Source organism: Pseudarthrobacter adonitolis, assembly GCF_055412845.1.
Window position 1 is genome coordinate 79375 of record NZ_JBVAYW010000002.1, and the last position, 20441, is coordinate 99815.

Consider the following 20441-nt stretch of genomic DNA (forward strand, 5'->3'; position numbering starts at 1 on the left):
CTCAATTCCACTTGAACCAACGGATGGCTGCTGCTCCGGCAAGAACCGTCCAGAGCAGCAGGATAAGTGCGGCGCCGCCGTTCAGCGAGCCGCGCAGGAAAGCTTCGCGCATGGCCTCGCCGAGTGCACCGGAGGGCAGATAGTGGACCACTCCCTGCGCAAGGGCGGGCAGCCGTTCCGCGGGAATCACTATCCCGCCCAGGGCGCCCAGCAGGATCCACAGCAGATTGGTGATAGCGAGGGTTGCCTCGGGCCGCACAGTGCCGGCCACCAGGAGCCCCAGCGCGGTGAACGCCACGGCGCCCAGGGCTAGCAGCGACAGTCCGGGGAGCCAGCCGGAGGCAGGCGGCTGCCAGCCCAAAGGAAGCGCCACCAGTGTCACCACTGACACCTGGAGGCAAAGCACCGCCAGTACCGCCAGCACCTTACCCGCGATGAGGCCTTCGCGGCCCAGGGGCGTGGTGGACAGGAACCGGAGGACCCCGTACCGCCGATCGAAGCCGGTGGCGATGCCCTGCCCGGTAAAGGCCGTGGACATCGCGCACAAAGCCAGGATGCCGGGGACCGCCACATTGATGCGGCTGGCTCCGAAGCCGTCCAGGAAGGGGGTGACGGTGAGCCCCACCAGCGCAAGAAGCGGCAGGACCACGGCGAGGATCAGCTGCTCGCCGTTCCTGAGCATGGTCAGCGATTCGTATCTGCCCTGCAGCAGGATACGGTGCAGCAGGGTGGCAGGTGCCCCCTGGGTGGCAGTGGCTGCGGGAGCCGTCATCGGATGTCCTTTCCTGAGATGTCCAGGAAAACATCTTCCAGGCTTCGTGCCGCCAGGCTCATGGAACCGGGCATAACGTCGTGGGCTGCCCACCAGGCGGTCAACGACGCGAGATCGTGGGGTGTCAGTGCACCGGAGGCAACGTAGCTTCCGGCCCGCGTCTCAGAGACGGCGATGGCATCGGGCAGCACGCCGGTGAAATCCAGCCCCGGGGGCGCCTCGAACACCAGGGTGCGGACGTGGTCCGTGCCGGCCTCCACAGCCGGGTCCCGCTGCAGCAGTTGGGAAACTGTTCCCTCGGCGACGTTCCTGCCGGCGTCGATGATGTACACGTAGTCCGCCAACCGCTGGGCGTCGTCCATGAGGTGGGTTGTCAGGATAATGCCCATCCCGGCTGCCCGCAGTTCCGAGATCAGCTCGAAGACCAGCTGCCGGGACTGGGGATCCAGGCCGGCGCTGGGCTCGTCCAGGAAAAGGACCTCCGGATTGCCAATCAGGGCCGCGGCGAGTGCCAGGCGCTGCTTCTGCCCACCGGAGAGTCTGCGGACGGTGGTCCTGGCGAAAGTATCAATTCCGAGCCGTTCCACCAGTTCGTCAACGGAGCGGGGCCTCGCGTACATTCCGGCGATGTGCCGCAGGAGCGGGACCGGACGGGCCGACGGCGGGAGGCCGCCGTCCTGAAGCATCACGCCTACGCGGGACCGCAGGTCAGCGCCCGAACGGCCCGGATCCTGGCCGAGCAGCGAGATGCTGCCGCCGCTGCGCTTCTGCAAGCCTTGGGCGCATTCGAGGGTGGTGGTCTTTCCGGCTCCATTGGCGCCCAGAAGGGCCGTGACCTGGCCGCGTTCGGCCATAAGAGATACGCCGTTGACCACCCGGAGCATTTTTCCGTCCAGGCTGGCCAGCGGACCAACATCCTTAATTAACCCGCTGATGGACAGAACCGGGGATTCGGGGGATCGCACCCCAGCATTCTACGCGATGTAGTACTGGGGGGACCGCCGGGGACTCCGGCCGCAGGTCAGCCTGACCTTACTGGAATGAGGGACTAAATTACGACATGATTGTGTTGTGTATTCCATGACCAATACTGCTGCTGTGCCGTTTGCCGGGCACGGAGCGCCGCGTACCGCCGCCGACCGCGGCCACGCAGCTGCTGCGCCGGTGGCCGACTCCGACGAGCGTACCCGGGACCGGGTCCTTGGTGCCGTGCTTGAGCATGGCCCCATCAGCGCGGCGGAACTCGGTGACATGCTCGGTTTCACACCCGCGGCGGTCCGCAGGCACCTTGATCACCTGGCCCGCAGCGGGGATATTGAGGTCAAGCGCGTGGCAAAGGCCGGTGCTGGCGCGGGGCGTCCCGCCCGCCGCTATGTCCTTAGCTCGCAGGGCCAGTCCACGCTTGGCAACGATTACCTCGACATCGCAGCCCTCGCGCTCAAGCAGCTCCAGACAGTGGCGGGCGAACAGGCAGTCCGCGCGTTCGCCGTCGAACGTTTTGCCGACATGGAACGTCGGTACGCACCGGAGGTCGAACAGGCCGGACCGGACATCACCGCCAGGGCGCAGGCACTGTCCGCCGCGCTGAGCCGTGATGGCTTCGTAGCGTCGGCCGCTTCGATCGAGGCCAAGGCCCCCCTGCCGGCAGCACTGTCCAGCGTCCAGCTGTGCCAGGGGCATTGCCCCATCCAGCAGCTTGCTGCCCAGTTCCCTGTCTTCTGCGATGTGGAGACCGAAGTGTTCTCCCGGCTGGTAGGCGTTGACGTACGCCGCCTGTCCACGCTGGCGCGCGGTGGACACGTCTGCACCACCCACATACCCACAGGCCGGCTGGCCGCCGGGGGACCCAGGGTCCCCCAGACAGCCCCCGCCAGCCTGGATGAAGTAACCAACCATCAGCAAGAAAGGCCGTGATGACGGACCAACTATCAGAGAAAGCGGTAGCCGAAGACACTGTGATCTCGGAGATTCTGGAAAAGAATCCCGAGCTCCACGGCATCGGCACGTACGAGTACGGCTGGTCTGACAAGAACGATGTCGGTGCCAACGCCCGCCGCGGTATCAATGAAGACGTCGTCCGCGACATCTCGGCCAAGAAGAGCGAGCCGGAATGGATGCTCGATCTTCGGCTCAAGGGCCTGAAGTACTTCGACCGCAAGCCCATGCCCACGTGGGGGGCAGACCTCTCCGGCATCGACTTCGACAACATCAAGTACTTTGTGCGGTCCACCGAGAAGCAGGCCGCCACCTGGGAAGACCTCCCCGAGGACATCCGGAACACGTACGAGAAGCTGGGCATCCCGGAAGCCGAGCGCAGCCGCCTCGTCTCCGGCGTCGCCGCCCAGTACGAGTCCGAGGTTGTCTACCACCAGATCCGCGAGGACCTCGAAGCCCAGGGCGTCATCTTCCTGGACACCGACACCGCGCTGCGCGAACACCCGGAGATCTTCCAGGAGTACTTCGGCACCATCATTCCCGTGGGCGACAACAAGTTCGCGTCGCTGAACACGGCTGTCTGGTCCGGCGGTTCCTTTGTGTACGTCCCCAAGGGCGTCCACGTGGACATCCCGCTGCAGGCATACTTCCGCATCAACACGGAAAACATGGGCCAGTTCGAACGGACCCTGATCATCGCCGACGAGGACTCCTACGTCCACTACATCGAAGGCTGCACCGCGCCGATCTACACCTCGGACTCGCTGCACTCCGCCGTGGTGGAAATCATCGTCAAGAAGGGCGCCCGCGTCCGTTACACCACCATCCAGAACTGGTCCACCAACGTGTACAACCTGGTGACCAAGCGTGCCATCTGCGAAGAAGGCGCCACCATGGAATGGGTTGACGGCAACATCGGCTCCAAGGTCACCATGAAGTACCCGGCCGTCTACCTGGTAGGCGAGCACGCCAAGGGCGAGACCCTGTCCATCGCCTTCGCCGGCGCCGGCCAGCACCAGGACACCGGCTCGAAGATGGTGCACATCGCGCCGAACACCAAGAGCTCCATCATTTCCAAGTCCGTGGCCCGCGGCGGCGGGCGTGCTGCCTACCGCGGCCTGGTCCAGGTCCGTGAAGGTGCGAAGCACTCGGCGAACACCGTCCGTTGCGACGCGCTTCTGGTGGATACCATCAGCCGTTCGGACACCTACCCGTACATCGACATCCGTGAGGATGACGTGGTGATGGGCCATGAAGCAACTGTTTCCCGGGTCAGCGAAGAGCAGCTCTTCTATCTGATGTCCCGCGGCATGCGCGAAGACGAGGCCATGGCGATGATCGTCCGTGGCTTCATCGAGCCCATCGCCCGCGAGCTCCCGATGGAGTACGCACTTGAGCTGAACCGCCTGATTGAACTGCAGATGGAAGGGTCCGTCGGATAACGATGACTGAAATCACTACTGAAAAGGCCCGCATCGGCGCGCCTTCGGCCCAGCCGTTTATTAACGGTTTCACGGAAGAAGGCGAAAGCCTGTCCCCGATCAACTCGGCCACTTCCAAGGCCCCGTTGGCCGGCGAAGCGGTCAAGCGCCACTCGCACGGTGGCGGCGTCGGCGTTCCGGACAGCTCCCGCGCCGGCCGGCTGACCTCGTACAACCTGGCGGACTTCAAGCCCCTCACCGGGCTTGAGGAAGACTGGCGCTTCACCCCGCTCAAGCGCCTGCGTGGCCTGCACAGCGAGGTCCTGGCGGGAGCGGCACCCACCGTCACCGTCAGCGGCCCGGAGCAGGTCACGGTTGAGACCGTGGCGCGCGGCGATAAGCGCATCGGTTCCGCCGGCATCCCGGAGGACCGCGTGTCCGCCAACGCCTGGGAGAACTTCAGCGAAGCCACCGTCCTCACCATCCCGGCCGAGTTTGAAGCCGACACCGAGATCACCGTCGTGATCGAAGGCACCTCCACGGAGGCGGCCGCCCAGCACCTGGTGATCGTGGCGGAGAAGTTCTCCAAGGCCGTTGTGGTCCTTAACCACCTGGGCTCGGCAGTTGTGTCCGAAAACATCGAAATAGTTGTTGAAGACGGCGCCAACCTCACGGTTGTCTCGCTCCAGGAATGGAACGACGACGCCGTCCACGCCTCCTCCCAGCAGGCAAAGATCGGCCGCGACGCCAAGTTCAAGCATGTCGTGGTCAGTCTCGGCGGGGACCTGGTCCGCGTCACGCCGTCGGCCCGTTTCACCGCCCCCGGCGGCGAAGCGGAAATGTTCGGCCTGTACTTCGCCGACGCCGGCCAGCACCTGGAGCAGCGGCTCTTTGTTGACCACGCGGTGGCGAACTGCACCTCCAACGTGCTCTACAAGGGCGCTTTGCAGGGCCGCAATGCCCACGCTGTGTGGGTCGGCGACGTCCTGATCCGCAAGGAAGCCGAAGGCACCGACAGCTACGAGGCCAACCGCAACCTGCTGCTCACGGACGGCGCCCGCGCCGACTCCGTGCCGAACCTGGAGATCGAAACCGGCCTGATCAAGGGAGCCGGGCACGCCAGCGCCACCGGCCGGCTGGACGACGAGCACCTGTTCTACCTGATGGCCCGCGGCATCCCCGAGGATGTTGCCCGCCGCTTGGTGGTCCGTGGCTTCCTGCACGAGATCATCCAGCAGATCAAGGTACCGGCCCTCGAAGAGCGGCTCACCGAGGCTGTTGAGCGCGAACTCGCCGTGACGAACAACTAGACGGCGCGGAAAACAGATGACTGACCAGCCAAAGGGCGAATTTGTCTGCAAGACGGATGAAATACAGCTCAAGCAGGCTCTCCGGATCCTGATCGATGACTACCCCGTAGCCATCGTGAAGGACTCCATGGGGGACATCCACGCCATCGGGGACACCTGCTCGCACGCGGACATCTCACTGTCCGAGGGCGAAGTGGAAGGGTGCATGATCGAATGCTGGGGCCACGGCTCCCAGTTCGACCTGCGCAGCGGTGAGCCGCTCCAGCTGCCCGCCTACGATCCGGTCCCGGTGTTCGCCGTTGAGATCGTCGGCGACGAGGTCTACGTGGACTTCACAAACGTGCTCAACGGAGCGGAAGCCCCGAACTTCAGCTAGCAGCATCAGCCGGATAGATCAGCCGCCAGCGGCAATTCCAAGTAACAGAACCAAACTTCCAGAAACAGACCGCACCACCGCCGGAGGGCGCGGTGCAGAGGAGAACAAGACCTATGTCTACTCTTGAGATCAAGGACCTGCACGTCAGCATTGACACGGAGCAGGGCACCAAGGAGATCCTGAAGGGCGTCAGCCTGACCATCAAAACTGGTCAGACCCACGCCATCATGGGCCCCAATGGTTCGGGCAAGTCCACCCTGGCATCCACCATTGCCGGGCACCCGCGCTACAAGGTCACCAGCGGGACCATCACGCTCGACGGCGAAGACGTCCTCGCGATGAGCGTTGACGAGCGGGCCCGCGCCGGACTCTTCCTTGCCATGCAGTACCCCGTGGAGGTCCCCGGTGTGAGCATGACCAACTTCCTGCGCACCGCCAAGACCGCCATCGACGGCGAAGCACCCAAGCTGCGTACCTGGACCAAGGACGTCAAGGCGGCCATGGCCCAGCTGCGCATCGACGCTGATTTCGCCGAGCGCAACGTCAACGAAGGCTTCTCCGGCGGCGAAAAGAAGCGCGTCGAGATCCTCCAGCTGGAACTCTTCAAGCCGAAGTTCGCCATCCTTGACGAGACCGACTCGGGCCTGGACGTTGACGCCCTGAAGGTTGTTTCCGAAGGCGTCAACCGTGCACACGAAGCAGGCAACATGGGCACGCTGCTCATCACGCACTACACCCGCATCCTGCGCTACATCAAGCCTGACTTCGTCCACGTATTCGTTGACGGCCAGGTTGTCGAAGAGGGCGGCCCGGAGCTGGCCGACCGCCTCGAAGAAGAAGGCTACGACCGCTACGCCACGGGCGCCGGCGCAGCCACCATCGCCGCCGCTGCACAGGCCTAGTTAGGACTTGCCATGACCGAAATCAATACGGCCCGCACGGGCCTCGAGGATGTCGAAGAGGCACTCAAGGACGTCATCGACCCGGAACTCGGTGTGAACATCGTGGACCTCGGGCTGCTGTACGGCCTGAAATACTCTGACGACGACGGCGCGCTGCTCATCGACATGACGCTCACCACGGCCGCCTGCCCGCTCACCGATGTCATCGAGGAACAGGTAGGCAAGTCCCTTGACGGTGTCGTCGACGACTGGCGCCTGAACTGGGTGTGGATGCCGCCTTGGGGTCCGGAGCGGATCACCGATGACGGCAAGGACCAGATGCGGGCCCTCGGCTTCAACATCTGATCCATCCTTACCGGGTAACGTACGACGACGGCCGGTTACCTCCCCAGCGGAGGTGACCGGCCGTCGTCGTTCCCTCATCGATTGATCCCCATCGGCTCCCTAGCCTCGCAAGTTCGGCCAGGGAACACTCCCCGCTACCTCCCCAATCTCGCAAGCTCGATTGGGGGCCCCTCGGTAGCGTGGGCCCAGGCGTGGGCCCTGACCCCTTTTGAGCCCCCAAAACGGCGGTTACGGAGCAACCGATGGCGTTAAAGGGTGGGCGCCGAGAACGTGTCGCACTGGTTAATGTCGCCGGTGGTGTAGCCCTGGTAGAACCACTTTTGGCGCTGTTCGCTGGAGCCGTGCGTCCAGGCCTCGGGCGAGACCTGTCCTGTGGCGGCTTCCTGGATCCGGTCATCGCCCACGGCTGAAGCTGCGGACAGGGCGTCGTTCAGGTCCTGCTGGGTGATCGGTTCCAGGAACGGTTGGCCGTCGGGTCCTGGTTGGGTTGAGGCGTGCTTCACCCAGAGGCCGGCATAGCAGTCGGCCTGGAGCTCCGTTCTGACGGCGCCGGACTCCGGCCCCTGCGGATCCTGCTGCGCACGGTCGAGGTATCCCAGCACGTTCTGGATGTGGTGGCCGAATTCGTGCGCCACCACGTACTCCTGTGCCAGGGGACCGCCCGAGGATCCGAAGCGGTCCACGAGATCCTGAAAGAACCCGGGATCGAAGTAGGCGGTGCTATCAGCTGGGCAGTAGAAGGGGCCCACCGCGCTGGAAGCCGTTCCGCAACCGCTGTTGACGGCTTCATCGAAGATCACGGTCTCCGGCTGCGGGTACTGGACGTTGTAGTCCTGAAGATAGGCTGGCCAGAACGCGTTCAGGCTGTTGACGGTGCCGGTGATCCGGCAGTCCAGCCGGGCGTCGGCGTCGGCCCCCGTGGCACAGGCCGGTGACGTGCCCTGGCTCTGTTCAGCCGTGCCCGCCCCGCCGGGCAGACCTTCCAGCATGGCGGGGTTGACGCCGAGGAGGACTGCAATAAGCAGGATGATCCCGCCTCCGATACCGCCGCCGACTTTGGCGCCGCGGCCCATGCCGCGCCGGTCCTGGACCTGGGAAGGGTCCAGCTGCACGTTGTCATTGAAGCTCATGAAGTCACAATAGTCCTTACCGGCACCACCGAAGCGGAGTCCGGCCGGTAAAGTTGAGGCGATGCCTTTTCTCGACAAAATCCAGCGCTGGGCCGAAGAACGCCCCCATGACACCGCCGTTGTGGTGGCGGGCCGGCGCCTGCGCTGGGCTGAGCTCCGGGACGCCGCCGCGGCCGCCCTTCCGGCGACTGCAGCCGTCACAGTCCTTGCGGAGGCCAACTCCGTAGACTTCGCCGTGAGGTTCGCGGCAGCCGTTGCCGGCGGCCGGCAATGCGCCGTCCTGGATCCGACGTGGCCGGCGTCCCTGCACCAGGAGATCGTTCAACGGCTGGCGGAATCAGCCAAGCCGGGCACGGTCTCCGCAGCGGATGCCTTGGCGGACGGGCCGCCGGACTCGACGTTCCTGATCGGACTCACGTCCGGTACCACCTCCGTGCCCAAGGCGTTTACCCGGTCGAGGCAGTCCTGGCGGCAGTCCTTCGAGGCGTCCATTGAGTTCTTCGGCCTCGCCCAGGACGATGTCACGCTCGCGCCCGGACCCCTGGCCGCCAGCCTTAACCTCTACGCCCTCGCTGAGTGCCTCTACGCGGGCTCGGAATTCCAGACGCTGGAGAGTTTCGACATCGGTGATGTCCACGCCGCCATCACGCACGACGGCGTGACCCGGCTGATCCTCGTGCCCACCATGCTGCGGCTGCTGAGTGAGCGGGGACTGACCGGCTGCGTGGATGCCTCCGGCATCCGCACCATCATCTGCGCCGGCTCGAAGCTGGACGCACGCACCCTTGAAGCAGCACGGCGCTGGGCGCCGAACGCCACCATCTTCGAGTACTACGGCGCATCCGAACTGAGCTTTGTCTCCGGTATCGGGCTGGCGGCGGGGGAGCTGCTGGACGCTGGGGGAACAGCAATCGGACGCCCGCTCCCGGGCGTGGACGTCAGAATCCTCGACGACGACGGTTCCGAACTTCAGGACGGCGCGGCCGGCAATATCTGCGTGCGCAGCGGCATGGTCAGCAACGGCTACCTGTGGGGTGACGACGGCCAGGCGCTGCGCTCCTTCAACGGCTGGTTCACGGTGGGGGACCAGGGCTACCTCGCCGGCGGCGAACTGCACATCCTGGGCCGACGCGCCGACATGATCCTGACCTCGGGAAAGAACGTGTATCCGCACGAAGTGGAACTCGCCCTGGCGGCCGTGCCGGGGGTGGCAGCCGCGGTGGCCGCCGGCATACCCGATGATCTCCGGGGCCAACGGGTGGTTGCAGGCGTCGTTCCGTCCCATGGCGGAGTCACAGCCATGCAGCTCAAGGCAGGACTCGAAAACATCCTGCCGCGGGACAAACGGCCCCACCAGTACTTCGCACTCTCCGAACTTCCCACCACGGACCGCGGCAAGGTCAGCCGGAACATCCTGCTGGACTGGATCGGTTCCCAGGACCCAAGGGCGCGGCACCTTGACCGCTGACTTGTTGCCCGTAGACCGGCAACCTGGCGACCTGTTGCCCACGGACCGGCAACCCGTGATCATCGCGGCGCGGCGTACCGCGGTGAGGAGGGCGAACGGTGCGCTGAAGGAACTGCGTGCGCACCAGCTTCTCGCGCCGGTCCTGGTCAACATCCTGGCAGACGCCCAGGTGCCGGCCGAAGCGGTCACGGATGTGGTGATCGGCAACGCCGTGGGCGGCGGCGGCAACGTGGCCCGCCTGGCCCTGCTTGAGGCGGGGCTGCCGGTCAGTGTGCCGGGACTGACCGTAGACCGCCAGTGCGGTTCAGGGCTGGATGCCATTGTCCTGGCCGCCGGGCTGGTGGCCGCCGGCGGAAACCCCGTGTATCTCGCCGGGGGAGTGGAGAGCATCAGCACGGCTCCGCTGCGGGCCTACCGGGACGACGACGGCGAACCAGATTTTTTTGCCCGGGCCCAGTTTGTGCCGCACAGCTTCGGCGACCCGGATATGGGGGTCGCGGCCGAGAACGTGGCTGCCCGGTTCGAGGTCAGCCGGGAGCGGCAGGATGCCTCGGCGCTGCGCAGCCACCAGCGGGCGCTGGTGGCTGCCAAAGCAGGATACTTCGCCGCTGAAATCACCACTCTGGAAACGCCGGCTGGACCCATCAGTGCCGATGACGGCCCCCGCGCCCGCCTGAACGCCGCCGTCCTGAACCGGTTCCCGCCCGCTTTTGTGCCAGGGGGGACCGTCACCGCCGGGAACTCATGCTTCGACGCGGACGCCGCTTCCGCCGTCGTTATCACGTCCCTGCAGCGGGCCCGGGAACTGGGAGCCACGGACGGGCTCCTGGTGCTGGCCACGGACACTGCTGGCGTGGATCCCGAGCTGTTGGGGATCGGCGCAGCGGTTGCCGCGGAGCGGCTCCTGCAGGGGAGGGGACTGTCCGCGGCCAGTGTTGACCTGGTGGAGTTCAACGAAGCCTTCGCGTCCCAGACTCTGGCCTGCCTGGACCAGTTGTGCATTGATCCGGAGCGGGTCAACCTTGATGGCGGGGCGCTGGCGTTGGGCCACGCCTACGGGGCGTCCGGGGCGGTACTCGTGACCCGGCTTCTCGCGCAGGCCCGGCGTGCCGGGAATCATGGCTCCCTGGCGCTGGCCCTGATCAGTATCGCCGGCGGCATGGGCACGGCGGCGCTGTTGCGTTATGAGTTGCTGGCTGGCGACCAACAGGTCCCCTAAGCCGCACAGGAAGGCCCAACGGCCCATCAGTCTGCTGCATCGCCCAGCCCGCGTGCGGCCAGCGCTTCGCCGGTCTGGCGGGCGAACGCCACGGTGGTGATAAAGACGGGCAGCACGAGCGCACGCGGGTTGCGCTCAAGCCCGCGGGCCCGGGCGGAATCCCTGACGTCTGCAAAGGCGCCGGCGATATACGGGATACTGCGGAGCATGATGGCGATGGTTAGCGCAAAACGCTCAGGGTCAGCGCCAAAGCGGCGGAACGGCGTAGCCAGCGACACCACGCCGTCCAGGATCCGCTGCATGGGCGTGGTGGCCGTCAGCAGGGACGCCGCCAGCACGCAGACCAGGATGTTCAGGACAATCCGGGCAGCCGTGGGCGCTCCGAGCTGCCACCACTGGAACAGGCCGATGACCACGAGCACCATGCCAACAGGACGGACGGCACTCACCAGCCGCCGGGCTCCGGCGCCCGTCAGGAGAAACAGTGCGACGAGCGCGGCCAGCACCGCGGCGGAGACCAGCCAGTCGACCACCAGGAAAGACACCAGGCCGCAGCCCACCACCAGCAGGAATTTCAGTGCCAGCGGCGTCCGGTGGATGACGGAATTCCCCGGGACGTAGTTGGCCAGCAGGAAGCCGTGCCCCCTCACGGCGCGGCCAGGCCGTTGGTGACCAGCGCCCGGTACGCGTCGACCGCCGCGGCAGGGCCGCCGTCGAACGTCACGCGTCCCGCCTCCACCACCAGCACGCGGTCCATTTCCAGGGCGAGGTCGAGGTCGTGCGTGGACATCACGATCTGCTGGTCGAGTCCGGACAGGGTGCGGCGCAGGAGTTCGCGGTTCCGGAGGTCCAGGAGGGTGGACGGTTCATCCAGCACCAGGACAGCGGGGTTCACGGCCAAGACGGCAGCGAGGGCCATCAGCTGGCGTTCACCACCGGAGAGCTCGTAGATGCTTTGGTCCGCGAGCGGCAGCAGTCCGAGGCGCTCAAGGGCCGCTTCCGCCAGCCTGCGCCGCTCCGCACCGTTGCGGACCCGGCGGCGCAGCGAAAGCTCCACGTCCTCGCGCCCCGTGGGCATTACCAGTTGCGACAAGGGATCCGTGAAGACGAACCCCACCTGTCTGCGGACTGCCCGCACGGCACGGACAGTATCGGCGCCCTCCACCGACACGGTGCCGGAACTTGGCTGGACCAGGCCGTTAATCAGCCGCAGCAGCGTGGACTTGCCGGACCCGTTGGCCCCGATCACGCCGATGCGCTGTTCGGTCAGCTCAAGCGTGACCTCCTGGAGCAGGGCCTTCGGTTCCGGGCGGGTGTCAACGGCAACGGCCACAGTGGCCTGCCGGAAGGAAATGGTTGCCATGGCGGGACTAGTTGTTGATCCGCTTCACCCGGCGGACCAGGACATCGGGAAATGCCCGGTGCAGTGAGACGGCGATCACCGCGGCGAGGATGTTCTTAATCACGTCGCCGGGGTAGAAGATCAGGTCGGCGACGAAGGCTTCACCCAGTGACGCTTTGGTGTTCAGGGCGATCCCGGCAACTCCGAGCGTGTGGACGATGGCGATGCTGGTGACCATCGCCGACGCGAAGAACCACAGCGCCCGGGCACGTATTGTCCGCCGGATCACCACGGTGGCCAGCCAACCTACAACGGCTGCAGCGATGGGGAAAGCAATGATGTAACCGGCCGACGGTCCGGCCAGGATGCTCAGGCCGCTGCGGCCCTGGCTGAAGATCGGCAGGCCGGCCAGGCCCAGGAGGGTGTACAGGCCGACGGCGGCAAAACCCCGGCCGGGGCCCAGCATCAGTCCGGTGAGCATCACCGCAAGGGTCTGGAAAGTGATGGGGATGCCGAACACGTTCGCCGCGATGCCGGGCACCATGGCGGAGCCGGCAACGAGTGCAGCGAAGACGGCGATCAGGCCCAGGTCGGTGGCGTTCCAGCGGTTCCGGAGGCGGGAAGGGGCGCCGGTGACGGTGTCAGTCTGGCTCATGGGGGTGTTCCTGTCGTGGTTGTACAAGCGAAGCATGGGGGTGATCCCGACGTTACCGGCCGCCGTCGGGCGCCATTTTGTAGGGGACCTACTAAGCGGGACACCCGGGACTGGCTGCGGAGCACAAGCGCTGAGTCAACGCACGACGGCGGTGTAGCGGTTATGGGGTCAAGCTGGGGCCGGTAGACTTGGATAGGCCGTTCTGTCGGCCATTCTGCCGGCTGCTTCCTGACACCATCCGTTGAGCTGCGGCGTTTCCCTGTTGTGAAAGGCCTTACCTGCTGTGATTACTGTCCAGGATCTTGAACTGCGCGCCGGCGCCCGGCTCCTCATGGACCAGGTGAGCTTCCGCATCGACAAGGGCGACAAGATCGGTCTGGTCGGCCGTAACGGTGCAGGCAAGACTACCCTGACCCGGGTGCTCGCGGGCGAAGGCCAGCCCGCCGGCGGCAAGGTTACCCGCAGCGGCGAGATCGGCTACCTGCCGCAGGATCCCCGGACCCCGGACATGGAACAGCTGGCCCGCGACCGCATCCTCTCCGCCCGCGGCCTGGACATCGCCGTCAACAAGCTCAAGCAGACCCATGAGGACATGGCCAGCGAGGACGCCGAGATCCAGCGCAAGGCGATGAACCGCTATGATCGGCTGGAGTCCGAGTTCCTGGCCGCCGGCGGATATGCGGCCGAGGCCGAGGCCGCCGCGATCTGCTCCAATCTGGCCCTCCCGGACCGACTGCTGAACCAGCCGCTCAAGACCCTGTCCGGCGGCCAGCGCCGTCGTGTGGAACTTGCCCGGATCCTGTACTCGGACGCCGAAACGATGCTCCTCGATGAGCCCACCAACCACCTCGACGCGGATTCCATCACCTGGCTCCGCGAGTTCCTGAAGAACCACCAAGGCGGCCTGATCGTGATCAGCCACGACACCGAACTGCTCGAAGCCACCGTCAACAAAGTGTTCCTGCTGGATCCCAACCGCGCCAAGGTCGACTTCTACAATATGAACTGGAAGCGCTACCTCCAGCAGCGCGAAACGGACGAGCGCGCCCGCAAGCGAGAGCGCGCCAACGCGGAGAAGAAGGCGCAGGTCCTCATCGACCAGGCCAACAAAATGCGCGCCAAGGCCACCAAGGCCGTCGCAGCGCAGAACATGGCCAAGCGTGCCGAACGTCTGCTGGGCGGCCTCGAAGCCGTCCGCGCGACCGACCGCGTGGCAGCCCTGCGCTTCCCGGATCCGTCACCCTGCGGCAAGACCCCGCTAACCGCGGACGGACTCAGCAAGTCCTACGGCTCGCTGGAGATCTTCACCGACGTGGACCTCGCCATCGACCGCGGCTCCAAGGTGGTCATCCTGGGCCTCAACGGCGCCGGCAAGACCACCCTCCTGCGGATGCTCGCCGGCGTCGACAAGCCGGACACCGGCGAGGTCGTGGCCGGCCACGGCCTGAAGGTGGGCTACTACGCCCAGGAGCACGAGACGCTCGACGTGGACCGCACCGTCCTGCAGAACATGCGCTCCTCCGCCCCGGACATGAACGACGCGGAAGTCCGCAACATCCTGGGCTCGTTCCTGTTCTCCGGAGACGACGTCGACAAGCCCGCCGGTGTGCTCTCCGGCGGCGAGAAGACCCGGCTGGCCCTGGCCACCATCGTGGCCTCAAGCGCGAACGTGCTGCTCCTCGACGAGCCCACTAACAACCTCGACCCGGCCAGCCGCGCCGAAATCCTCGGGGCCCTGAGCAACTACACCGGCGCCGTCGTCCTGGTCAGCCACGACGAAGGGGCCGTTGAGGCCCTGAATCCTGAGCGCGTTGTGCTGTTGCCCGATGGGGTCGAGGACCACTGGAACGAAGACTACCTGGACCTGATTACGCTCGCTTAGCCTTCGTCAGAGGCGAGGAACGAGCCGGCACGCGGGAATTCACGCGCGTTGCGAAGCGGACGCAACTGAAGCAGCGAACCTGGCTAGTACCCCTGCGCATCCAGGAGGGCGTCTTCCTCTTCTTCTGCGGTCGCCTTCTTGCGTTTGCGGGCAACGGGCGGACGACGGCGGGCTGCCGCAGCGGCGGAGTGCACCGGGCTGCCGGAGTCGCGCGACCCGTCCTCACCCTCAAGCTCATCCTCGGCGTCGATCGCGGCATTCCTGGCCTGCTGCCGTGCGGCGTACCCGAAGCCCACGAACATCAGCACGCCGAACGCGAACCACTGCAAGGAATAGGACAGGTGTGTGCCTTCTTCGGTGGCCGGCTTCGGGAACGGGAACGGCATGTCCGCGGGGGCGGGAGATTCAGACGCGAGCTGTCCGTAGGCGCCAGTCAGTACCGGATATCCCAGTTGGTCCGCGTAGGTGGGGAGATCGATGGAAGCAAGCTGGCCGTCGGGGGCGCTACGGTCCAGCTGGGGCTCCCCGTGCTTGAGGCGGACGACGGCGGTCACGGGGCCGGCGGGAGGCGCCGGGATCGAATCGGGGCTGCCCGGGTTCTTGTTGCCGATAGGCAGCCAGCCGCGGTCAATCACCACAGTTTCGCCGGTCTCCAGCTTGAACGGGACAACCACCTCATACCCGGGCTGCCCGTTCAGCGGACGGTTGCGGACAATTCGCTGGCCGTCGGGATCGTAGGTGCCTTGGAGTTCCACCTGGGTCCATTCCTTCGTCGGGTCCAGCGCGGCGAACTCGTCCCGTGCCTGGTCGAAGGAGATGGGTGTGGCGGAATAGTTAGTAACCACGCGGTTGATCTCCGCGAGGGTCTCTGCGCGGCGGTCCATCTGCCAGCGGCCAAGGAAGACGCAGGCAGCGGCAAAGATGGCGGCCAGCAGGAGGTACCCCAGCCACTTGCTGGAAAAGAGGAAGCGGTACATTCAGCCGTCCTGCCCTGCCGGCGCCTGGCTGGCTCCCTGCCCCGAAGCCAGGATCAGGGTTTCCTTCCAGAGCCCTCGGGTCTGGAGATAGTCTTCCAGCCAGTCACGGTGGTCATCGCAGGCAAGCCAGGTCTTGCGGCGTTCCGGCGTGTGGATTTTGGGGTTGTTCCAGAGCAGTTGCCAGGAAGCTTCCGAGCGGCAGGCCTTGCGGGAGCACATGGCAGCCAAGGCCGGCGGGGGACCAGCGGTCCCTGCAGCCAGGTCAAAAATGTTCATGAGGCGCGCCGTTCCTGTCCGTGCGTGGGGTCGTCGTCGTCATCAATGAGCTCACCCTGGATGACCGCGGACGAGGAGCCGTCCTGTTCCGGCGGCCCCGACGGGCTTTCCAGCTCGGCAAGCGGCGCCGAGTCCAGCAGCGAGTCGCTGTGGACCTCCGCCTGGTCGCTGCCGTTCGCGATCACCACGGCGATCCACGGGAGGAAGACGGCACCGGCCGCCATGACGAGCTTGAACCAGCCGTCCACCACAAAAATGAGGATGAGGCAGACCATGCGGATTCCCATGGCCACCGCGTACTTGATCATGCGCTGGCGCATGTCCTCCGAGTGGGCAGCCGCCGCGTCCGTGATGCTGTGGACCCCGGAATCCTCAGAGAACCTTTCGGGATCTCCGGGCACGGACTGTCCAGCATGGTTTTCAAGGGTCACGGCTGATTGATCACGCTCCAAAGGCTTGCCTCAATTCTCTCACCATCGGCAGTGGCGCCCAAACGCGGGCTAAGATCGGAGGCAGCAAAAATCAAACCCGTCTACTACCCGCGGCTGCACATGCCGCAGAATCCTGGAGCGTTTAATGTCTGAAGCAGCTACAGCGGCCCGCAGCGTCCTGATCACCGGTGGAAACCGCGGCATCGGCCTAGCCATCGCGCAGGCTTTTGTGGCCAACGGCGACAAGGTGGCCGTGACATACCGGAGCGCGTCGGAGCTGCCGGCCGGGATTCTGGGCGTGAAGGCCGATGTGACTGACGAGGCCTCCGTGGATGCGGCCTTCTCCGAGGTGGAAGCTGCGCACGGTCCCGTTGAGGTCTTGGTGGCAAACGCGGGAATCACCAAGGACACGCTCCTGATGCGCATGAGTGAAGATGACTTCACGTCGGTGATCGACACCAACCTCACCGGCGCTTTTCGCGTCATCAAGCGCGCGTCGAAGGGCATGATCCGGATGCGCAAGGGCCGCGTGGTCCTCATTTCCTCGGTCTCCGGCCTCTATGGTGCGCCGGGCCAGATCAACTACTCGGCTTCCAAGGCCGGCCTGGTGGGCATCGCCCGGTCCCTGACCCGCGAGCTGGGTTCACGCGGGATCACAGCAAACGTTGTGGCCCCCGGGTTCATTAACACGGACATGACGGCGGAACTGCCCGAGGCCACCCAGAAAAATTACCTCTCCGGCATTCCTGCCGGCCGGTTTGCCGAGGCTTCGGAGGTGGCGAACGTGGTCCGTTGGATTTCCAGCGACGAGGCGGCCTACATTTCCGGTGCCGTCATCCCTGTTGACGGCGGACTCGGCATGGGCCACTGACCACAGAACACTGACCAAGAGACCCCTCAGGCGGCGGCGTCGAACGCTTCCCTCAGCCAGGCGGTGACCTCGGCGTCGACGTCCCCAGGGGCGTATGCGAAGCCGCGCCGGTTCCGGAAGGCCACTTGGCTGGTGGTGGTGCGCACGGTGGCCGGTACGGCGTTCATGATGGCGTCGTGGACTGCCTGGCAGAGTTGAAGTCCGGGAGGTGAGTTGCTGAAGACCTCCTCCGGTGTGGACGCAGTCCCGGCGCAGCCCGTCATAGGGGGAGCATACGCCGGGCGGAACGCCGCCGGGAGGCTTGGCGGAACTAGCCTGACCGGGCTTCTTTGTCGGGGTCACACAAGCCAATGCGGGGCAGGCGCTGGCATGATGGACTCCAGACCTCAAGCGATTTAGACGTTTCGAACAAAGGAGCCCATATGGGACTGCTGGACAACAAAACCGCCATCGTGACCGGATCCTCACGGGGAATCGGCGCCGAAGTGGCCAAGAACCTCGCTGCCGAGGGCGCCGCCGTCGTAGTGAATTACCGCCAGAAGGCGCCGCGCGCCAACAAGGTGGTCGCAGGAATTGAAGCTGCGGGCGGCCGCGCCACCGCCGTAGGTGCGGACCTCACCACCCAGGAAGGCGTGCAGGCCCTGGCGAGCGCGGCCATGGAGAACTTCGGTTCGCTGGATGTCCTGGTGCTCAACGCTTCCGGCGGCATGGAGTCCGGCATGGCAGACGACTACGCCCTGAAGCTGAACCGCGATGCGCAGGTCAACATGCTCAACGCCGCCGTGCCCCTGATGAGGGAAGGCTCCCGTGTGGTCTTCGTGACCAGCCACCAGGCCCACTTCATCAACTCCGTGCCCACCATGCCCGAATACGAGCCCGTGGCCCGCAGCAAGCGCGCCGGCGAGGACGCCCTGCGTGAGCTCCTGCCGAACCTGGCGGAAAAAGGCATCTCGCTGGTGGTTGTGTCCGGCGACATGATCGAAGGCACCGTCACGGCAACGCTGCTGGACCGCTCGAACCCGGGCGCCATCGAGGCCCGGCGCGCCGAGGCCGGAAAGCTTTACTCCGTGGAGGAGTTTGCTGAAGTTGTGGCCAGCATGGCTACGGCCGACGTCGAATCCGGCCACACGGAGTACGCCGGCGGCGCCGACTATTTCGGCAAGGGCGCCGAGTAGCGTTTCCGGCATCCCGTAAGGGCCGTTTTCCTCGCGGCAAGACCCATCACCACGACGAGCTCCGGGCAGCACTCCTGCCCGGAGCTCTTCTGTCGCGAAGCTACGGGGGCAAGGCCGCCTAGGGTTTTATGCGTGGCACAGTAACGAGAGGTGACGGGCCGTAGCTATCTGGCAGGTGTTCCCCGTTGGGTGGACACCCAGCAGCCCGACGTGGAGGCCGCCATGCACTTTTACGGCGGAATCTTCGGGTGGGAGTTCGAGGACACCGCCCCGTCCGGCGGCACTGGCAGGTACGTAATAGCAACACTTGACGGCCAGGCGGCCGGCGCGATCACGGGCCCCGGAACCGGTGTCGCCGCGTGGAACACCTACGTCTCCGTCGACGAAGCGGATGCTGCCGTGCGCCACCTGCTCTCTGTCGGCGCAACACTGAAATCGGCTCCCGCCGATACGGGTTCAGGAGGCGTACAGGCGGTGCTGGCGGATCCCGAAGGCGCCGAGTTCCGTATCTGGCAGGCCCGCGATCGGCTCGGTGCCCAGGCGGTCAACCTTCCCGGCGGATGAAACTTCAGTGACCTCCACACAACAGACACCGAGGCGGCAGTCGCCTTTTACACCAAGGCATTCGACTGGCAGTTCAACAACCTCGACTTCGGAACGATGATCCGCCGCCCCGGATACGGTGATCACCTCGAGGCCACCGTCGACCCCAACATCAGGGTTCGCCAGTCGGGCGACCTCGTCCCCCGCGGTTTCGAGGACGCTGTTGCCTGGCTTGCCTCCGCGGCGCCCGGTGAGCGTCCGCAGTGGCACGTGACGTTTACTGTCGCAGTCCGGGACCGTACGGCCCGGTATGCGGAGCGACTCGGCGCCGTCATCCTGGGGCAGGACGATACCGAGTGGACGCACCGTCCTGATTCGGGACCTCAGCGGAGCCGTTTTCACCGCGAGCCAGTTCACGCCGCCGACGGGCTGAGTGACCCGGCTGACTCGACCCGGCCGGCGGGACGGAGTCGGCGGAGCTTCAGACCCCGGCGATGTGGCGCACCGCGTCGAGGTACGGCATGTTGATCGCGGAGTCCGCGACGGCCCGGACCGCGGGTTTGGCGTTGAACGCAACTCCGATCCCGGCGGCCCCGAGCATATCCAGGTCGTTGGCGCCGTCGCCCACGGCAATGGTGTGTTCCATGGCGATGCCTTCGGCAGCCGCCCACTCGCGCAGGTACTTTTCCTTCGCCGCACGGTCGATGACGGCACCGAGGACCTTGCCGGTCAGGGCGCCGTCCACAATTTCAAGTTCGTTCGCCAGCCAGAAGTCCAGGCCCAGATCCTCCGCGATGGGACCCAGGATCTGGTTGAACCCGCCGGACACCACGGCCACCACGTGGCCAGCAGCTTTGAATGCCGCAACCAACTCAGCGGCCCCTTCGCTCAGCTTCACTTCCGCCCGGACGGAATCGACGACGGCGGCCGGCAGTCCTGCGAGCACGGCCACCCGCGCGTGGAGGCTCTGCGCAAAGTCCAGTTCGCCGCGCATCGCGGCTTCGGTGACTGCCGCCACTTCCTCCCGCTTGCCCGCATAGGCTGCCAGGAGCTCAATGACTTCCTGCTGGATCAGCGTCGAATCAACGTCCATGATCAGCAGCTTCCGCGGAGCCGCCCGTAAACTTGCGGGAACGATGGCGGTGTCCAGGCCATCCTGCGCCGCCTCAGCCACCGCCCTGCGGAGGGCGGAAATACCGGCGTCCGTGCCCTCGGCGATGGCGAGCTCGGCAGTGTGGACCTCAAACCGACTGTCCCCGCCCCTCGATTCGGATTGGAGCGTGGCGCCACTGCCCTTCAGGGCGGAGCGCAGCTTGTCGAGCCCGGAGGCAGTCAGTTTTGGGCCATAACTGACAGCAGTCACGTTCGAAGTCATGGCTGCAATCTTAGCCAGCGGGGGAGAGCCAACCGA

23 protein-coding genes and 1 pseudogene are annotated in these 20441 nt (G+C 65.7%); 13 read left to right on the plus strand and 11 right to left on the minus strand.

Annotation, left to right across the window (positions count from 1 at the left end):
* Position 1 precedes the first annotated feature (1 nt).
* Both ACZYZ4_RS02895 and ACZYZ4_RS02900 read right to left on the minus strand, forming a co-directional pair.
* Positions 2–772, minus strand: coding sequence for an ABC transporter permease (locus ACZYZ4_RS02895; protein WP_463858035.1), 771 nt, complete (start codon positions 770–772; stop codon positions 2–4).
* Positions 769–1737: an ABC transporter ATP-binding protein gene (locus tag ACZYZ4_RS02900; RefSeq protein WP_463858037.1), complete on the minus strand. Its 969-nt coding sequence runs from the start codon at positions 1735–1737 to the stop codon at positions 769–771. Before ACZYZ4_RS02900 ends, ACZYZ4_RS02895 begins: the two co-directional genes overlap by 4 nt.
* Positions 1738–1843: 106 nt before the next feature.
* Here ACZYZ4_RS02900 and ACZYZ4_RS02905 point away from each other — a divergent pair, with 106 nt between their 5' ends.
* The 6 genes from ACZYZ4_RS02905 to ACZYZ4_RS02930 all read left to right on the plus strand — a co-directional run bounded on the left by ACZYZ4_RS02905 (position 1844) and on the right by ACZYZ4_RS02930 (position 7061).
* On the plus strand, positions 1844–2686 hold the full coding sequence (locus tag ACZYZ4_RS02905) for a helix-turn-helix transcriptional regulator (protein ID WP_463858039.1): 843 nt from the start codon (positions 1844–1846) through the stop codon (positions 2684–2686).
* The gene (gene sufB, locus ACZYZ4_RS02910; RefSeq protein WP_463858041.1) at positions 2686–4149 is read left to right on the plus strand and encodes a Fe-S cluster assembly protein SufB; all 1464 of its coding nucleotides are present in this window, start codon (positions 2686–2688) and stop codon (positions 4147–4149) included. The genes ACZYZ4_RS02905 and sufB overlap by 1 nt, the downstream gene beginning before the upstream one ends.
* Positions 4150–4151: 2 nt before the next feature.
* The gene (sufD, locus tag ACZYZ4_RS02915) at positions 4152–5438 is read left to right on the plus strand and encodes a Fe-S cluster assembly protein SufD (protein ID WP_463858043.1); all 1287 of its coding nucleotides are present in this window, start codon (positions 4152–4154) and stop codon (positions 5436–5438) included.
* 16 nt (positions 5439–5454) lie between these two features.
* Positions 5455–5814: a non-heme iron oxygenase ferredoxin subunit gene (locus ACZYZ4_RS02920; RefSeq protein WP_056339825.1), complete on the plus strand. Its 360-nt coding sequence runs from the start codon at positions 5455–5457 to the stop codon at positions 5812–5814.
* Positions 5815–5927: 113 nt separating this feature from the next.
* Positions 5928–6716: a Fe-S cluster assembly ATPase SufC gene (gene sufC / locus ACZYZ4_RS02925; protein WP_463858045.1), complete on the plus strand. Its 789-nt coding sequence runs from the start codon at positions 5928–5930 to the stop codon at positions 6714–6716.
* Positions 6717–6728: 12 nt separating this feature from the next.
* Positions 6729–7061, plus strand: a complete 333-nt coding sequence (locus tag ACZYZ4_RS02930) for a metal-sulfur cluster assembly factor (protein WP_111908059.1) — start codon at positions 6729–6731, stop codon at positions 7059–7061.
* A 248-nt stretch (positions 7062–7309) separates the two neighbouring features.
* Here the strand turns inward: ACZYZ4_RS02930 and ypfJ are convergent, their stop codons facing one another.
* Positions 7310–8191, minus strand: coding sequence for a KPN_02809 family neutral zinc metallopeptidase (gene ypfJ / locus ACZYZ4_RS02935; protein WP_463858047.1), 882 nt, complete (start codon positions 8189–8191; stop codon positions 7310–7312).
* A 61-nt stretch (positions 8192–8252) separates the two neighbouring features.
* Here ypfJ and ACZYZ4_RS02940 point away from each other — a divergent pair, with 61 nt between their 5' ends.
* Together ACZYZ4_RS02940 and ACZYZ4_RS02945 are read left to right on the plus strand one after the other, a co-directional pair.
* Positions 8253–9659, plus strand: coding sequence for a class I adenylate-forming enzyme family protein (locus ACZYZ4_RS02940; protein WP_463858049.1), 1407 nt, complete (start codon positions 8253–8255; stop codon positions 9657–9659).
* Positions 9649–10878, plus strand: coding sequence for a thiolase family protein (locus ACZYZ4_RS02945; RefSeq protein WP_463858051.1), 1230 nt, complete (start codon positions 9649–9651; stop codon positions 10876–10878). Before ACZYZ4_RS02940 ends, ACZYZ4_RS02945 begins: the two co-directional genes overlap by 11 nt.
* 26 nt (positions 10879–10904) lie before the next feature.
* On the opposite strand, the gene ACZYZ4_RS02950 is transcribed toward ACZYZ4_RS02945, so the two are convergent.
* From ACZYZ4_RS02950 to ACZYZ4_RS02960, 3 genes are read right to left on the minus strand one after another with little or no spacing between them, the layout of a single operon-like run.
* Positions 10905–11528 carry an energy-coupling factor transporter transmembrane component T family protein gene (locus tag ACZYZ4_RS02950; RefSeq protein ID WP_463858053.1) on the minus strand — a complete coding sequence of 208 codons (624 nt, stop codon included), beginning with the start codon at positions 11526–11528 and terminating at the stop codon, positions 10905–10907.
* A complete protein-coding gene (locus ACZYZ4_RS02955) occupies positions 11525–12241 on the minus strand; it encodes an energy-coupling factor ABC transporter ATP-binding protein (protein ID WP_463858055.1) in 717 nt (238 codons plus the stop codon). Before ACZYZ4_RS02955 ends, ACZYZ4_RS02950 begins: the two co-directional genes overlap by 4 nt.
* A gap of 7 nt (positions 12242–12248) precedes the next feature.
* On the minus strand, positions 12249–12875 hold the full coding sequence (locus ACZYZ4_RS02960; protein ID WP_463858056.1) for a biotin transporter BioY: 627 nt from the start codon (positions 12873–12875) through the stop codon (positions 12249–12251).
* Between the two features lie 283 nt (positions 12876–13158).
* Here ACZYZ4_RS02960 and ACZYZ4_RS02965 point away from each other — a divergent pair, with 283 nt between their 5' ends.
* Positions 13159–14757: an ABC-F family ATP-binding cassette domain-containing protein gene (locus tag ACZYZ4_RS02965; RefSeq protein ID WP_463858057.1), complete on the plus strand. Its 1599-nt coding sequence runs from the start codon at positions 13159–13161 to the stop codon at positions 14755–14757.
* Positions 14758–14840: 83 nt separating this feature from the next.
* Here the strand turns inward: ACZYZ4_RS02965 and ACZYZ4_RS02970 are convergent, their stop codons facing one another.
* Genes ACZYZ4_RS02970 through ACZYZ4_RS02980 form a run of 3 tightly spaced genes read right to left on the minus strand, consistent with a single transcriptional unit; the run spans position 14841 to position 16441 of the window.
* Positions 14841–15734 (minus strand): SURF1 family cytochrome oxidase biogenesis protein, encoded by an 894-nt coding sequence (locus ACZYZ4_RS02970; RefSeq protein ID WP_463858059.1) that lies wholly within the window; start codon positions 15732–15734, stop codon positions 14841–14843.
* Complete coding sequence (locus ACZYZ4_RS02975) at positions 15735–16010, minus strand: hypothetical protein (RefSeq protein WP_463858060.1); 276 nt, start codon at positions 16008–16010, stop codon at positions 15735–15737.
* The gene (locus tag ACZYZ4_RS02980) at positions 16007–16441 is read right to left on the minus strand and encodes a DUF3099 domain-containing protein (protein ID WP_463858062.1); all 435 of its coding nucleotides are present in this window, start codon (positions 16439–16441) and stop codon (positions 16007–16009) included. The genes ACZYZ4_RS02975 and ACZYZ4_RS02980 overlap by 4 nt, the downstream gene beginning before the upstream one ends.
* 145 nt (positions 16442–16586) lie before the next feature.
* Here ACZYZ4_RS02980 and fabG point away from each other — a divergent pair, with 145 nt between their 5' ends.
* The gene (fabG, locus tag ACZYZ4_RS02985) at positions 16587–17312 is read left to right on the plus strand and encodes a 3-oxoacyl-ACP reductase FabG (protein ID WP_463858063.1); all 726 of its coding nucleotides are present in this window, start codon (positions 16587–16589) and stop codon (positions 17310–17312) included.
* Between the two features lie 26 nt (positions 17313–17338).
* Here fabG and ACZYZ4_RS02990 read toward each other — a convergent pair whose 3' ends face one another.
* Positions 17339–17575, minus strand: a complete 237-nt coding sequence (locus ACZYZ4_RS02990; RefSeq protein ID WP_463858065.1) for a hypothetical protein — start codon at positions 17573–17575, stop codon at positions 17339–17341.
* A 159-nt stretch (positions 17576–17734) separates the two neighbouring features.
* Here ACZYZ4_RS02990 and ACZYZ4_RS02995 point away from each other — a divergent pair, with 159 nt between their 5' ends.
* The 3 genes and pseudogenes from ACZYZ4_RS02995 to ACZYZ4_RS03005 all read left to right on the plus strand — a co-directional run.
* Positions 17735–18487 carry an SDR family oxidoreductase gene (locus ACZYZ4_RS02995; protein ID WP_463858067.1) on the plus strand — a complete coding sequence of 251 codons (753 nt, stop codon included), beginning with the start codon at positions 17735–17737 and terminating at the stop codon, positions 18485–18487.
* 150 nt (positions 18488–18637) lie between these two features.
* On the plus strand, positions 18638–19051 hold the full coding sequence (locus ACZYZ4_RS03000) for a VOC family protein (protein ID WP_463858069.1): 414 nt from the start codon (positions 18638–18640) through the stop codon (positions 19049–19051).
* 78 nt (positions 19052–19129) lie between these two features.
* Positions 19130–19558: pseudogene (locus ACZYZ4_RS03005) on the plus strand (hypothetical protein); the annotation flags it as partial.
* Here the strand turns inward: ACZYZ4_RS03005 and serB are convergent.
* Positions 19512–20405: a phosphoserine phosphatase SerB gene (gene serB / locus ACZYZ4_RS03010; protein ID WP_463858071.1), complete on the minus strand. Its 894-nt coding sequence runs from the start codon at positions 20403–20405 to the stop codon at positions 19512–19514. The pseudogene ACZYZ4_RS03005 and the gene serB overlap by 47 nt on opposite strands.
* Between the last annotated feature and the right edge of the window lie 36 nt (positions 20406–20441).

Bases quoted from the DNA above. Each gene is read 5' to 3' on its own strand.
- ACZYZ4_RS02895 (WP_463858035.1), bottom strand. From the start codon at position 772: ATGACGGCTCCCGCAGCCACTGCCACCCAGGGGGCACCTGCCACCCTG.
- sufB (WP_463858041.1), top strand. From the start codon at position 2,686: ATGACGGACCAACTATCAGAGAAAGCGGTAGCCGAAGACACTGTGATC.
- sufD (WP_463858043.1), top strand. From the start codon at position 4,152: ATGACTGAAATCACTACTGAAAAGGCCCGCATCGGCGCGCCTTCGGCC.
- ACZYZ4_RS02920 (WP_056339825.1), top strand. From the start codon at position 5,455: ATGACTGACCAGCCAAAGGGCGAATTTGTCTGCAAGACGGATGAAATA.
- sufC (WP_463858045.1), top strand. From the start codon at position 5,928: ATGTCTACTCTTGAGATCAAGGACCTGCACGTCAGCATTGACACGGAG.
- ACZYZ4_RS02930 (WP_111908059.1), top strand. From the start codon at position 6,729: ATGACCGAAATCAATACGGCCCGCACGGGCCTCGAGGATGTCGAAGAG.
- ypfJ (WP_463858047.1), bottom strand. From the start codon at position 8,191: ATGAGCTTCAATGACAACGTGCAGCTGGACCCTTCCCAGGTCCAGGAC.
- ACZYZ4_RS02940 (WP_463858049.1), top strand. From the start codon at position 8,253: ATGCCTTTTCTCGACAAAATCCAGCGCTGGGCCGAAGAACGCCCCCAT.
- ACZYZ4_RS02955 (WP_463858055.1), bottom strand. From the start codon at position 12,241: ATGGCAACCATTTCCTTCCGGCAGGCCACTGTGGCCGTTGCCGTTGAC.
- ACZYZ4_RS02960 (WP_463858056.1), bottom strand. From the start codon at position 12,875: ATGAGCCAGACTGACACCGTCACCGGCGCCCCTTCCCGCCTCCGGAAC.
- ACZYZ4_RS02970 (WP_463858059.1), bottom strand. From the start codon at position 15,734: ATGTACCGCTTCCTCTTTTCCAGCAAGTGGCTGGGGTACCTCCTGCTG.
- ACZYZ4_RS02975 (WP_463858060.1), bottom strand. From the start codon at position 16,010: ATGAACATTTTTGACCTGGCTGCAGGGACCGCTGGTCCCCCGCCGGCC.
- fabG (WP_463858063.1), top strand. From the start codon at position 16,587: ATGTCTGAAGCAGCTACAGCGGCCCGCAGCGTCCTGATCACCGGTGGA.
- ACZYZ4_RS02990 (WP_463858065.1), bottom strand. From the start codon at position 17,575: ATGACGGGCTGCGCCGGGACTGCGTCCACACCGGAGGAGGTCTTCAGC.
- ACZYZ4_RS02995 (WP_463858067.1), top strand. From the start codon at position 17,735: ATGGGACTGCTGGACAACAAAACCGCCATCGTGACCGGATCCTCACGG.
- serB (WP_463858071.1), bottom strand. From the start codon at position 20,405: ATGACTTCGAACGTGACTGCTGTCAGTTATGGCCCAAAACTGACTGCC.